The sequence below is a fragment of the Pseudomonas sp. B21-031 genome (genome assembly GCF_024748985.1).
In the GTDB taxonomy this organism is placed as follows: domain Bacteria; phylum Pseudomonadota; class Gammaproteobacteria; order Pseudomonadales; family Pseudomonadaceae; genus Aquipseudomonas; species Aquipseudomonas kermanshahensis.
In genome coordinates, this window is sequence record NZ_CP087181.1 from 4,783,845 (window position 1) to 4,796,112 (window position 12,268).

The following is a 12,268-nucleotide window of genomic DNA, read 5'->3' on the forward strand; positions in this document are numbered from 1 at the left end:
TCCGCCTTTGGCTAAAATGCGTCTCCGTTTCACCCCGTATCGAGCCCGCCGTGAGCAAACAACCCGACCGCCTCTTCGCCCAACCTCTGGAGCAGGTACCCGACTTCGCCTTCAACGAAGACGTGGTGCGCGTGTTCCCGGACATGATCAAGCGTTCGGTGCCGGGCTATCCGACCATCGTCGAAAACCTCGGCGTGCTGGCCGCACGCTTCGCCCAGCCGAACAGCACGCTGTACGACCTGGGTGCCTCACTGGGCGCTGTCACCCAGTCGTTGCGCCGTCATGTACGCAGCGACGGTTGCCGAGTCATCGCCGTGGACAACTCCGCAGCAATGGTCGAGCGCTGCCGCCAGTACCTCACCGCGCAGGACTCGATGTTCCAGGAGCTGCTGCCGGTCAACGTGCTGGAAGCCGACATCCTCGCCCTGCCCTTCGAGCCGGCCTCGGTAGTGGCGATGAACTTCACCTTGCAATTCATCGCCCCCGACCAACGCCTTGAGTTGCTCGGCCGTATTCGCCAGGCACTGCTGCCGGGCGGCGCGCTGATCCTCTCGGAAAAACTGCGTTTCGCCGACGATGACGAGCAAAACCTGCTGAATGAACTGCACCTGGACTTCAAACGGGCCAACGGCTACAGCGAACTGGAAATTGCTCAGAAGCGCAGTGCCATTGAGAACGTGATGAAGCCCGACACCCTGGATGCGCACAAGGCGCGCCTGCGCGCTGCGGGTTTCTCCAAGGTCGTGCCGTGGTTCCAATGCCTCAACTTCGCCTCGCTGATAGCCCTGCCATGATCGATCTGTCCCCTCTGGTCCGCCGTCTGGCGGGCACCCCCCTGGCGTCCTGGTCGCAAGGCCTGCAAGCGCAACTGGAAGCCAAGCTGGAAAAAGGCCACGGCGACCTCGATCGCTGGCGCGGTGCGCTGGATGCGCTTCCCGCCCTGCAACCCAGCGAAATCGACCTGGTCAACGGGCTGCGCCTGGATTGCGACTGCGACGACGCCACGCGCGCGCAGATGCGTGAGGCGCTGATGGGCTTGTCGCCCTGGCGCAAAGGGCCGTTCGACCTGTTCGGCGTGCACGTGGACACCGAATGGCGCTCGGACTGGAAGTGGTCGCGGGTCAGCCCGCACCTGGACCTCAAGGGCAAGCGCGTGCTCGATGTCGGCTGCGGCAACGGTTATTACCAATGGCGCATGCTCGGCGCCGGTGCCGATATGGTGGTCGGGGTCGACCCCAACTGGCTGTTCTTCTGCCAGTTCCAGGCCGTGCAGCAGTACTTGCCCGAGCTGCCAGCCTGGCACTTGCCGTTCGCCCTGGAAGATTTGCCGGCCAACCTTGAAGGGTTCGACACGGTGTTCTCCATGGGCGTGTTCTACCACCGCCGCTCCCCCATAGAGCACCTGCTGGCGCTCAAGGATTGCCTGGTCAAAGGCGGCGAGCTGGTGCTGGAGACGTTGGTGGTCGAAGGCGACGAGCAACAGGTGCTGGTCCCCGAAGACCGCTACGCACAAATGCGCAACGTCTGGTACCTGCCCTCGGTACCCGCCCTGGAGCGCTGGTTGCGCCGTGCCGGCTTCAGCGATGTACGCTGCGTCGATGTCAGCGTCACCAGCATCGAAGAACAGCGCAGCACTGACTGGATGCGCTACCAGTCGCTAAGCGACTTCCTCGACCCGAACGACCACAGCCGCACTCTCGAAGGCCTGCCGGCTCCGCGCCGGGCGACATTGGTAGCGCGCAAATAAAAAAGGCGCCCGACGGGCGCCCGAACAACCTTGCGACGAGGAGCGATGGCGTCGCAGGTGGGTACAATCAGTCCTTGGCCACCTCGCGAGCCTTCTCCTGCACTGAGCGCTCGCGCGCCACCACTGCCTGTTGCTTGTCCCCGTGCAGGCGCTGCTGGTCCTGCCGGAAGGCTTCCCAGAACTGCCGGGAACGTTCAGCGCCACCTTCGGCATAGACGCTTGCACTGCCGAAGGCCAAGGTTGCCAGCAGCAGGTATTTGATCAGGTTCATCGTGTTTGCCTCGTGATAACCGTTCAGTTGCGGCCATCCTATTGAGGTGCAGCTAACGCCAAGGTGAGGCGCGCATTACAGTCTTGCAATGTGCCCTGCATTGTCTGCCAGGCAGCGGCATGACGCCCGGATTACAAATCTGTTATCCAGGTAAATCCCCCGCGCTCATGGCGTAACATCCTGCCGCTTGACCCTGATGCCCCTACAGGGTCGAAAATCGCCCCTTTTCACCCTTTCGAGCCCCCTATGCGCCTACTGATCATCGAGGACGAGCTGCGTACCGCCGACTACTTGCAGCAAGGCCTACGCGAAAACGGCTACGTGGTCGACTGCGCCCATACCGGCACCGACGGCCTGCACCTGGCCCGCCAGCAGGCCTATGACCTGGTCATTCTCGACGTCAACCTGCCAGAGCTCGATGGCTGGACGGTGCTGCAGCGGCTGCGCGACGAATCGGCAACACGCATCATGATGCTGACCGCCCACGGCCGCCTGGCTGACCGGGTTAAAGGCCTGGACTTGGGCGCCGATGATTACCTGCTCAAGCCCTTCGAATTCCCTGAGCTGCTGGCACGTATCCGCAGCCTGCTGCGCCGCAACGACCAGCAATTACAGCCCAGTACCCTGCGCGTCGCCGACCTGGAGCTGGACCCCGGCCGCCACCGCGCCTATCGCGCCGGGCAACGTATCGACCTCACCGCCAAGGAGTTCGCGCTGCTGCACCTGCTGATGCGCCAGACCGGCGAGGTGCTGTCGCGCACACAGATCATTTCGTTGGTGTGGGACATGAACTTCGACTGCGACACCAACGTGGTCGAAGTCTCGATCCGCCGCCTGCGGGCGAAAATCGACGACCCGTTCGATGACAAGCTGATCCACACCTTACGCGGCGTTGGCTATGTACTCGAGGCACGCTTTTGAAAAACGCCAGCCTGTCGTTGCGCCTGGGCCTGAGCGTTACGCTGATGGGCGCTGTGCTGGTGCTGCTGCTGGCCTGCCTGGCCGTGTTTGCCCTGGACCACGAGCTGGACAGTCGCGCCCGCAAAGACTTGGCGCGCAAGATGTTGCAGGTGGAACATAACCTGCGTGTCGACCTGCGTAGCGAGGACCTGGGCAGTCGCGCCCACCCCCTGCTCGACCTGGTCATGGGGCACGACAACCTCAGCCTCAGCGTGCTCGCCCTCGAGGGCCGCCACCCGCACCTGCTCAGCCTGGGCCCAGCCCTGGAGTCGAGCGTGGGCGCGCTGGCGACCGGCGCCCGGCTGACGTTTCACGAATGGCGCGACAGCCGCGGTAAGCAAATGCTGACCGCGACACGCCAGATGCGCTTGCGCGACGAGACGCCGGTACGGGTGATGATGACGCTCGACCGCGCCGACGACAACGCACTGCTCCAGGCTTACCTGCACTCGACCCTGATGGCTCTGCCCTTGCTGTTGATACTGATCGGCATCGGCGCCTGGAAGCTGGTGCAACGCAGCCTGAAACCCCTTCGCCATTTTCGCCGGGTAGCCGGCCAGGTTTCGGCCCAGGACCTCAACCACCGCCTGCCCGACAGTGGCCTGCCACAAGAGCTGGGCGAGCTGGCCAGGGCCATTAACGTGATGCTCGATCGGCTTGACCAGGGCGTGCAACAGTTGTCGCAGTTTTCCGACGACCTTGCCCATGAGTTGCGCACGCCGCTGAGCAACTTGATGGGCAAGGCCCAGGTCACCCTCAGCCGCGAGCGCGACAATGCCAACTACCGGGAAGTACTGGAGGACAGCATCGAAGAGCTGACCCGGCTCAACCGCATCATCAACGACATGCTGTTCCTCGCTCACGTCAGCCAACCGCAGGCGCAGGTGGCGCTCAAGCCCCTGGCGCTGGCCGATGAGGCTGCACAGGTGGTGGAACTGTTTGCCATCAGCGCGGAGTTCAAGGACATCGAGCTTCACCTGCAAGGCTGGGGCACGGCCTTGGGTGATCGGCTGATGTTCCAGCGTGCGCTGTCTAACCTGTTGAGCAATGCCATTCGGCATGCGCCGGCGGGCAAGCGCATAGACCTCGGTATCGAGCGCCACGCAAGCGATGTCAGGATATGGGTGGAGAACCAGGGCGTGGGGATTGCCGCAGAGCATCAGCCGCAGTTGTTCGAGCGTTTCTATCGCGTGGGCGCTGGGCGCTCACGGCTTGAGGGGGGCACCGGGCTGGGGCTGGCGATCGTGAAGTCGATCATGCAGTTGCATGGTGGACGGGTTGAGGTGATAAGCAGCCCGGCGGGTCCGACCCGGTTTACCCTGGTGTTCAGAGCCGATTGACCGGCTGCTGGTAACGGCCTTATCGCCGGCAAGCCGGCTCCCACATGAACTGCGTAGGCTTCAAGGCTAGCGCTGTACCTGTGGGAGCCGGCTTGCCGGCGATGAGGCCAGTTCCGTCAACCTGCGATCAGCGCGAAGCCGCCACGATCAACGCCTTCATCTCTGCCACCGCAGCCTTGAAGCCGACGAACAGCGCGTGGGCCACCAACGCGTGGCCGATGTTCAGCTCATTGATGCCCTTGATCGCTGCGACTGCCTCGACGTTGTGGTAATGCAGGCCATGGCCGGCATTGACGATCAGCCCTTGGCCCACCCCGAACGCAACACCGTCCGCGATGCGCTTGAGCTCTTCAGCGACTTCAGTCGGCGTCTGCGCATCGGCGTAACGGCCGGTATGCAACTCGATGGCCGGCGCGCCTACGCGACGCGAGGCTTCGATCTGCCGCTCGTCGGCGTCGATGAACAACGACACTTCGGCACCGGTGCGGGCCAGGCGCTCGACTGCTGCCTTGATCCGTGCCTCTTGGCCCGCCACGTCCAGGCCGCCTTCGGTGGTCAGTTCCTGACGGGTCTCGGGTACCAGGCAGATGTGCGCCGGGCGGATCTTCTCGGCGAAGGCCATCATCTCTTCGGTGACGCCCATTTCGAAGTTCATGCGGGTCTGCAGTACATCCTTGAGCACCACCACATCGCGCTCCTGAATGTGCCGGCGGTCTTCGCGCAGGTGCACGGTGATGCCGTCGGCACCCGCTTCTTCGGCGTCCAGGGCAGCCTTGACCGGATCAGGGTAACGCGTGCCCCGGGCCTGGCGCAGCGTCGCCACGTGGTCGATATTTACGCCGAGAAGCATGCGGTTGCTGTGAGTCACGAAAGGCTCTCCTGAAGATTTAGCCCCACAGCATACGACGTGATCAACGCTTGCGAAACAGTTCCCGGCTGACCAGGGGTTTGGCGCCCAGGTGAACGGCCAGTGCCTGACGCATCAACCGCTTGGCTGCGAGCAGCGCCCCCGGGGCTTCCCAGTCGGCTTGCGCCAGCGCCAACAGCTCGGCCCCCAGGAACAAGCCGGGCTGCAGCAGCTCGACCCGCTCAAGCCCGGCATCCACGCGCAAGCGGTAGCGGCCATCGACGGCGATCGGCAAGTCGTTCACGTCATGCTGCAACGAAAACGCATAACCGAGCTCGTCCAGCAGGCGCCATTCGAAAGAACGCAACAATGGCTCCAGGGGGCGTCCGGCGGCCAGCGCCTGCAATGTCAGGGTGTAGTGCTCGAACAGCGCAGGGTGAGGGGCTTCGGCGGGCAGCAAACGCATGAGCAGCTCGTTGAGGTACAACCCGCTGAACAGCGCATCGCCGTGCAACCAGGCGGCGATACCGAGCGTCTCCAGGCGGCCGACATTCTTCAGCTCGCCGCGCCCGCGCAGCTCCACTTCCAGCGGCACGAACGGCCGCACCAGGCTGCCACCTTTGCCGCGCGCACGGCGCAACACGGCCCGCACACGGCCTTGCGGCGTGAGGAAGTCCACCAGTGCGCTGGTTTCCTTGTAGGCACGACTGTGCAGCACATAGGCCGGCTGGCCGACAGGTTGTTCCATGGCAATCACTTGTCCCAAGGCCAATCGGGCCGCTATGCGGCCCATCGCCGGCAAGCCGGCTCCTACAGGGCTCGGTAGCGCTGCGGTTGTGTGGGAGCCGGCTTGCCGGCGATGGGCTGCAAGGCAGCCCCAAGCCCATACAGCAGGGGTTACAGGTCGCCGTAGCCCAGCGAGCGCAGGGCGCGCTCATCGTCAGACCAACCGCCTTTGACCTTGACCCAGAGGTTGAGCATGACCTTGGCGTCGAACAGCACTTCCATGTCCTTGCGCGCGTCGGAGCCAATGCGTTTGATACGCTCGCCCTTGTCACCAATGATGATCTTCTTCTGGCCATCGCGTTCGACCAGGATCAGCGCATGGATGTGCAGCACGTGCCCTTGCTGCTTGAACTCTTCGATCTCTACGGTGATCTGGTACGGCAGCTCCGCACCCAACTGGCGCATGATCTTCTCGCGCACCAGCTCAGCGGCCAGGAAACGGCTGCTGCGGTCGGTGATCTGGTCTTCCGGGAAGAAGTGCTCGTTCTCCGGCAGGTGCTTGGCGATCAGGCCTTCCAGCGCCTCGAGGTTATGCCCCTGTTGGGCGGAGATCGGTACCACTTCCGCGTTCGGCAGTTGCTCCTGCAGCCATTGCAGGTGCGGAATCAGGTCGGCTTTTTCTTCCAGGCGGTCGGTCTTGTTGACCGCCAGGATGACCGGGCCACTGACGTACTGGACGCGCTCGAGCACCAACTGGTCCTCGTCGGTCCAGCGGGTACGGTCAACCACGAAGATCACCACGTCGACGTCTTTCAGGGCGGCCGAAGCGTTACGGTTCATGTAACGGTTCAGGGCCTTGTCGTTGGCCTTGTGCATACCCGGCGTGTCGACGTAGATCGCCTGCACGTCACCCTCGGTCTTGATGCCGAGCATGTTGTGGCGGGTGGTCTGCGGCTTGCGCGAGGTGATCGCCAGCTTCTGCCCAAGGATGTGGTTGAGCAAGGTCGATTTGCCCACGTTGGGGCGGCCGACAATGGCCACGTAGCCGCAGCGAGTCGGGTTGTTATCAGTCATTGCCATTCTCCACGCCCAGGGCGATCAATGCAGCCGCAGCGGCGACTTGCTCAGCGATACGCCGGCTCACACCCTGACCACGGCTCTTGTTGTTCAGCAGCACCACTTCGCATTCGACGAAGAAGGTACGGCAGTGCGGTTCGCCCTGAATATCCACCACCTCGTAGCGCGGCAGCTCACAGCTGCGCGACTGCAAGAACTCTTGCAGGCGGGTCTTGGGGTCCTTGTTGGTATCGACCAGGGTCAGGCTTTCGAATTCATCGGCCAACCAGGCCAGGATACGCTCCCGGGCGGTCTGCATGTCCGCGTCCAGGTAGATGGCGCCAATCAGCGCCTCCAGAGCATCGGCCAAAATCGATTCGCGGCGGAAACCGCCGCTTTTCAACTCACCCGAACCCAGGCGCAGGTATTCGCCCAGATCAAAGCCTCGCGCCAGGCGGGCCAGGGTCTCACCCTTGACCAGGCGCGCACGCAAGCGCGACAACTGGCCTTCGCGGGCCTGCGGGAAGCGCTCGAACAGCGCCTCGCCGGCCACGAAGTTGAGAATGGCGTCGCCCAGAAACTCCAGGCGTTCGTTATTGCGCCCGGCGTAGCTGCGATGGGTCAGGGCCAGAAGCATCTGGTCCTGGTTCTTGAAGGTGTAACCGAGCTTTCGCTCCAGTGCGGCGAGGGAAGCACTCATGCGGCCACCCGTTCGTTGTTCAACGCGTTGTTCAAATCAACATCCTGAAAGACTGTTTGGCTGTGGTCCGCCGCTGTACGCGGCGAAACTCTCGATCCCTGAGAACACAGCCTATGTCAGAAATGCATTCGGCGCTGTCTGCTGGACAGCGCCGAAGGGTATCAATGGATCAGGCCGACCCGCGACAGGTTAGGCATATGGCTGAGCTTGGGCTCTGGCCAGCTCATCCAGACCGCGAAGGCCTTGCCGACAATGTTCCGGTCCGGAACCATGCCGTGAAGTTCCTTGGGAATGTTCGGGTCATCCCAGTAACGGCTATCGTTGGAGTTGTCGCGGTTGTCGCCCATCATGAAGTAATGGCCAGCCGGTACGGTCCATTGCTGGTCCGGCGGCATGCGGTAACGGCTCATCTCCTTGCGGATCAGGTGTTCGGCCTCGCCCAGCTTTTCTTTGTACAGCTCGGCGCTACCCAAGGTGCCCGGTTCGGTGCCCACCAGTTGTTCGGCAATGGGTTGGCCATTGACGTACAGCCGCTTGTCGTTGGTGTAGCGGATCTGGTCGCCCGGCAGGCCAACGACACGCTTGATGTAGTTGACGTTCGGGTCGCTCGGATAGCGGAACACCATCACATCGCCGCGTTGCGGGTCACCCACCTCGATGACCTTCTTGTCGATCACCGGCAGGCGAATGCCATAGGAGAACTTGTTCACCAGAATGAAGTCGCCCACTTCCAGGGTCGGTTTCATCGACCCCGAAGGGATCTGGAACGGCTCGACCAAAAACGAGCGCAGTACCAGCACGATGAACAGCACCGGGAAGAACGACTTGCCGTATTCGACCAGCAGCGGCTCCTTGTTCAGGCGCTCGACCACCGCCATCTCGGGCGGATTGACGCGCCCCTGATAGTTGGCGATTGCCGCTCGCCGGCGCGGGGCCAGGAACAGCAGGTCGATCAAGCCCAACAGACCGCAGACAGCTACGGCGATGACTAGCAACAGCGGGAAATTTAGCGACATAGGACCTAGCTATCCAACCTGAGCACAGCAAGGAAGGCCTCTTGTGGAATCTCCACGTTGCCTACTTGCTTCATGCGTTTCTTACCGGCCTTCTGCTTCTCCAGCAGTTTCTTCTTACGGCTGACGTCACCACCGTAGCACTTGGCCAGTACGTTCTTTCTGAGCGCCTTGACGGTTGTCCGCGCGATGATCTGGCCGCCGATGGCTGCCTGGATCGCCACATCGAACATCTGCCGAGGGATCAGTTCCTTCATCTTCTCGGTCAACGCACGGCCTTTGTAGGCCGCGTTGTCGCGGTGCACGATCAACGCCAGGGCATCGACCTTGTCGCCGTTGATCAGTACATCCAGTTTGACCAGGTTGGCCGACTGGTAGCGATCGAAATGATAGTCCAGCGAAGCGTAACCGCGACTGGTCGACTTGAGGCGGTCGAAGAAGTCCAGTACCACCTCGTTCATCGGCATGTCGTAACGCACCTGAACCTGGCTGCCGAGGAACTGCATGTCGCGCTGAACGCCACGTTTCTCGATGCACAGGGTGATGACGTTACCCAGGTGCTCCTGCGGCACCAGGATGGTCGCGGTGACGATCGGCTCGCGGAAGTCGGTGACGGACGAAACGTCCGGCAGCTTCGACGGGTTGTCGACGATGATGGTTTCGCCGGTTTTCAGCTCAAGCTCGTAGATCACGCTCGGCGCAGTGGTGATCAGGTCCAGGTCGTACTCACGCTCCAGGCGCTCCTGGATGATCTCCATGTGCAGCATGCCCAGGAAGCCGCAGCGGAAACCGAAGCCCAGGGCGTCGGAGCTTTCCGGCATGTACTGGAGCGACGAGTCGTTGAGCGTCAGCTTCTGCAGCGCGTCGCGGAAGTCTTCGAAATCGTCCGAGCTGACCGGGAACAGGCCGGCGTAGACCTGTGGCTGGATCTTCTTGAAGCCCGCCAGCACTTCGACTTCCGGGGTCGAGGACAGGGTCAGGGTGTCACCAACCGGTGCACCGTGAATGTCTTTGATGCTGGCGATGATGAAGCCCACTTCACCGGCCTTGAGGTCGGCGGTCTGGGTGTGTTTCGGGGTGAAGACGCCGACGCTGTCGACCAGGTGCACCTTGCCGGTGGACTTGACCAGGATCTTGTCGCCTTTCTTGACGCGGCCCTGGCGCACGCGCACCAGCGAGACAACGCCCAGGTAGTTGTCGAACCAGGAGTCGATGATCAGCGCCTGCAGCGGCGCGTCGATTTCGCCTACCGGCGCGGGGATGGTGTGCACCAGGCGCTCGAGCACCTCGTCGACGCCCATGCCGCTCTTGGCACTGCACGCCACGGCGTCGGTAGCGTCGATGCCGATGATCTTCTCGATCTCGTCCTTGACGCGGTCCGGGTCAGCCTGGGGCAGGTCCATCTTGTTCAACACCGGCATGACCTCGAGGCCTTGCTCAATGGCGGTATAGCAGTTGGCCACGGACTGGGCTTCGACGCCTTGACCGGCGTCTACCACCAACAGTGCGCCTTCACAGGCGGCCAGCGAGCGCGAAACTTCATAGGTGAAGTCGACGTGGCCGGGGGTGTCGATGAAGTTCAGCTGGTAGGTCTTGCCGTCTTGCGCCTTGTAATGGAGCGTGACGCTGTGGGCCTTGATGGTGATCCCGCGTTCGCGCTCCAGGTCCATGGAGTCGAGGACCTGGGCTTCCATTTCGCGCGCAGACAGGCCACCGCACATCTGGATGAAACGGTCGGCCAGCGTCGACTTGCCATGGTCGATGTGGGCGATGATGGAGAAATTGCGGATATGACTCAAATCACTCACGGGTCAACACTCGAAAAGGCTGCGAGCCGGGACGCCCGCCGAAAAATAGCCGGGAATTGTACCTCAAGCAGCAGGGATATGGGAGATTCCTGATCGGCTGTCTGTGCCGACAGTGTCGCTGGCAAGCCGCTTAGTAACACCGCAGCGCCGTACCTGAAACCTCCGCCCCACCTGTGGGAGCCGGCTTGCCGGCGATCGGACCAGCCCACTCCTCCGTAGATTCCACGAAAAAGGGCAGCCAACGCTGCCCCTTTTCCTACCTGAAGACCCGCTTATTCAGCCAGCTTGAAGGTGATAAAGCTCGCACGCCCCTGGCGCAGCACACGCATGGAGACCGAACGATTCTTCGGCAGACCCTTGGCGATCTCGGTGAATTCCTTCGCCGAACCAATGGCCTGGTTGTTCAGGTGGCTGATGACGTCACCTGGGCGCAGGCCGATCAATGCGGCCGGGCCATCCTGGACTTCCTTGATGACCACGCCACCCTTGAGTTCGAGGGCTTTCTTCTGCTCGGCGCTGAGGTCAGCGACCGAAACACCCAGACGGTTGCTGCTGCGCTCGGCACTGCCATCTGCACCGGTACCGGTTCCGATGTCAGCGTCATCGTCCGGCAGCGCACCGACGCTGACGTCCAGGTTCTGGCGCTTGCCGTTGCGGATGATCTCGAGCTTGGCTTTGTCGCCGTCCTTGAGGCTGCCGACCAGGTGCGGCAAGTCGGCCGACATGACGATCGGCTGGCCATTCATGCTCAGGATCACGTCACCCACCTGCAGGCCACCTTTGGCGGCAGGGCCATCTTCCAGCACCTGGGCCACCAGGGCACCGGCCGGTTTGTCCAGGCCAAAGGACTCAGCCAGGTCCTTGTTGACCTCCTGAATCACCACGCCCAGCCAGCCACGGCTGACTTTGCCGTCTTTTTTCAGCTGGTTGGATACGTCGATCGCCACATCGATCGGGATCGCGAACGACAGGCCCATGAAGCCGCCCGAACGGGTGAAGATCTGCGAGTTGATACCCACGACCTCGCCCTGCATGTTGAACAGCGGGCCGCCGGAGTTACCCGGGTTGATGGCAACGTCAGTCTGGATGAACGGCACATAGGTGTCGTTAGGCAGGGTACGCCCCTTGGCGCTGACGATACCTTTGGTCACCGAATGGTCGAAGCCGAACGGCGAGCCGATGGCCAGCACCCACTCACCCACCTTGAGCTTCTCGGAGTCGCCCAGCTTGACGGTCGGCAGGTTCTTGCCTTCGACCTTGAGCAGCGCGACGTCGGTACGCGGGTCGGTACCGACCAGCTTGGCTTGCAGCTCGCTGCGGTCCGACAGGCGGACGATGATCTCGTCGGCGTCGGCCACCACATGGTTGTTGGTCAGTACGTAGCCATCGCTGGAGATGATGAAACCCGAACCCAGCGACTGGGCTTCACGCTGACGATCACCCCGCGGCGAGCGGGGCTGCTGCGGCATGTTGCGCTCGAAGAACTCGCGGAACATCGGCGGCAGGCCTTCGAGGTCCGGCATCTGCCCAGCGGCGATGCGGCGGTCCGGCAGCTTCTGCTTGGTACTGATGTTGACCACGGCCGGCGAGGCTTGCTCGACCAACGTGGTGAAGTCTGGCAGGGCTTCCTCGGCCTGGGCGGTGAGCACCTGGCCGAGCATGAGCACGGCGGCGAACATCGATAGGTAGGATTTCAAGCGTGGTATAGACATACGGCTCCCGTCACAACGAGCGTGGTTAGCGTAAGGCCCCTGCACAAGCAGGAAAGGCCAGGCTCCAAGAAGCCTGACCTATAGAAAA

The 12,268-nt window shown here is 62.5% G+C and carries 12 protein-coding genes; 4 read left to right on the forward strand and 8 right to left on the reverse strand.

Annotated elements, in window-relative coordinates:
- Positions 1 to 50: 50 nt before the first annotated feature.
- Together cmoA and cmoB are read left to right on the forward strand one after the other, a co-directional pair.
- Positions 51 to 794, forward strand: coding sequence for a carboxy-S-adenosyl-L-methionine synthase CmoA (cmoA, locus tag LOY53_RS21305; RefSeq protein WP_027594159.1), 744 nt, complete (start codon positions 51 to 53; stop codon positions 792 to 794).
- Entirely contained in the window at positions 791 to 1,747 is a 957-nt protein-coding gene (gene cmoB / locus LOY53_RS21310) for a tRNA 5-methoxyuridine(34)/uridine 5-oxyacetic acid(34) synthase CmoB (protein ID WP_252825660.1), read from the forward strand. The genes cmoA and cmoB overlap by 4 nt, the downstream gene beginning before the upstream one ends.
- A gap of 67 nt (positions 1,748 to 1,814) precedes the next feature.
- On the opposite strand, the gene LOY53_RS21315 is transcribed toward cmoB, so the two are convergent.
- Positions 1,815 to 2,018, reverse strand: a complete 204-nt coding sequence (locus LOY53_RS21315; protein WP_252825661.1) for a hypothetical protein — start codon at positions 2,016 to 2,018, stop codon at positions 1,815 to 1,817.
- 246 nt (positions 2,019 to 2,264) lie between these two features.
- Between LOY53_RS21315 and LOY53_RS21320 the strand changes: the two genes are divergently transcribed.
- Both LOY53_RS21320 and LOY53_RS21325 read left to right on the forward strand, forming a co-directional pair.
- Positions 2,265 to 2,939, forward strand: coding sequence for a heavy metal response regulator transcription factor (locus LOY53_RS21320; RefSeq protein ID WP_258703267.1), 675 nt, complete (start codon positions 2,265 to 2,267; stop codon positions 2,937 to 2,939).
- Positions 2,936 to 4,318 (forward strand): heavy metal sensor histidine kinase, encoded by a 1,383-nt coding sequence (locus LOY53_RS21325; RefSeq protein ID WP_258703268.1) that lies wholly within the window; start codon positions 2,936 to 2,938, stop codon positions 4,316 to 4,318. Before LOY53_RS21320 ends, LOY53_RS21325 begins: the two co-directional genes overlap by 4 nt.
- A 127-nt stretch (positions 4,319 to 4,445) precedes the next feature.
- On the opposite strand, the gene pdxJ is transcribed toward LOY53_RS21325, so the two are convergent.
- The 7 genes from pdxJ to LOY53_RS21360 form a co-directional block, all read right to left on the reverse strand.
- A complete protein-coding gene (gene pdxJ / locus LOY53_RS21330; protein ID WP_189662533.1) occupies positions 4,446 to 5,168 on the reverse strand; it encodes a pyridoxine 5'-phosphate synthase in 723 nt (240 codons plus the stop codon).
- 61 nt (positions 5,169 to 5,229) lie between these two features.
- Positions 5,230 to 5,913 (reverse strand): DNA repair protein RecO, encoded by a 684-nt coding sequence (recO, locus tag LOY53_RS21335; protein WP_252825664.1) that lies wholly within the window; start codon positions 5,911 to 5,913, stop codon positions 5,230 to 5,232.
- A gap of 149 nt (positions 5,914 to 6,062) precedes the next feature.
- Positions 6,063 to 6,965 carry a GTPase Era gene (era, locus tag LOY53_RS21340; RefSeq protein WP_027594149.1) on the reverse strand — a complete coding sequence of 301 codons (903 nt, stop codon included), beginning with the start codon at positions 6,963 to 6,965 and terminating at the stop codon, positions 6,063 to 6,065.
- Positions 6,958 to 7,647: a ribonuclease III gene (gene rnc, locus LOY53_RS21345; protein ID WP_027594148.1), complete on the reverse strand. Its 690-nt coding sequence runs from the start codon at positions 7,645 to 7,647 to the stop codon at positions 6,958 to 6,960. Before rnc ends, era begins: the two co-directional genes overlap by 8 nt.
- 161 nt (positions 7,648 to 7,808) lie before the next feature.
- Positions 7,809 to 8,663, reverse strand: coding sequence for a signal peptidase I (gene lepB / locus LOY53_RS21350; RefSeq protein ID WP_027594147.1), 855 nt, complete (start codon positions 8,661 to 8,663; stop codon positions 7,809 to 7,811).
- Positions 8,664 to 8,668: 5 nt separating this feature from the next.
- Positions 8,669 to 10,468: a translation elongation factor 4 gene (gene lepA / locus LOY53_RS21355; RefSeq protein ID WP_085273580.1), complete on the reverse strand. Its 1,800-nt coding sequence runs from the start codon at positions 10,466 to 10,468 to the stop codon at positions 8,669 to 8,671.
- 272 nt (positions 10,469 to 10,740) lie between these two features.
- Entirely contained in the window at positions 10,741 to 12,147 is a 1,407-nt protein-coding gene (locus LOY53_RS21360) for a DegQ family serine endoprotease (protein ID WP_408981382.1), read from the reverse strand.
- Positions 12,148 to 12,268: the final 121 nt, after the last annotated feature.

Coding starts and splice junctions, on each gene's coding strand:
- cmoB (WP_252825660.1), top strand. CDS start 791: ATGATCGATCTGTCCCCTCTGGTCCGCCGTCTGGCGGGCACCCCCCTG.
- LOY53_RS21315 (WP_252825661.1), bottom strand. CDS start 2,018: ATGAACCTGATCAAATACCTGCTGCTGGCAACCTTGGCCTTCGGCAGT.
- LOY53_RS21320 (WP_258703267.1), top strand. CDS start 2,265: ATGCGCCTACTGATCATCGAGGACGAGCTGCGTACCGCCGACTACTTG.
- pdxJ (WP_189662533.1), bottom strand. CDS start 5,168: ATGCTTCTCGGCGTAAATATCGACCACGTGGCGACGCTGCGCCAGGCC.
- recO (WP_252825664.1), bottom strand. CDS start 5,913: ATGGAACAACCTGTCGGCCAGCCGGCCTATGTGCTGCACAGTCGTGCC.
- era (WP_027594149.1), bottom strand. CDS start 6,965: ATGACTGATAACAACCCGACTCGCTGCGGCTACGTGGCCATTGTCGGC.
- rnc (WP_027594148.1), bottom strand. CDS start 7,647: ATGAGTGCTTCCCTCGCCGCACTGGAGCGAAAGCTCGGTTACACCTTC.
- lepB (WP_027594147.1), bottom strand. CDS start 8,663: ATGTCGCTAAATTTCCCGCTGTTGCTAGTCATCGCCGTAGCTGTCTGC.
- LOY53_RS21360 (WP_408981382.1), bottom strand. CDS start 12,147: ATGTTCGCCGCCGTGCTCATGCTCGGCCAGGTGCTCACCGCCCAGGCC.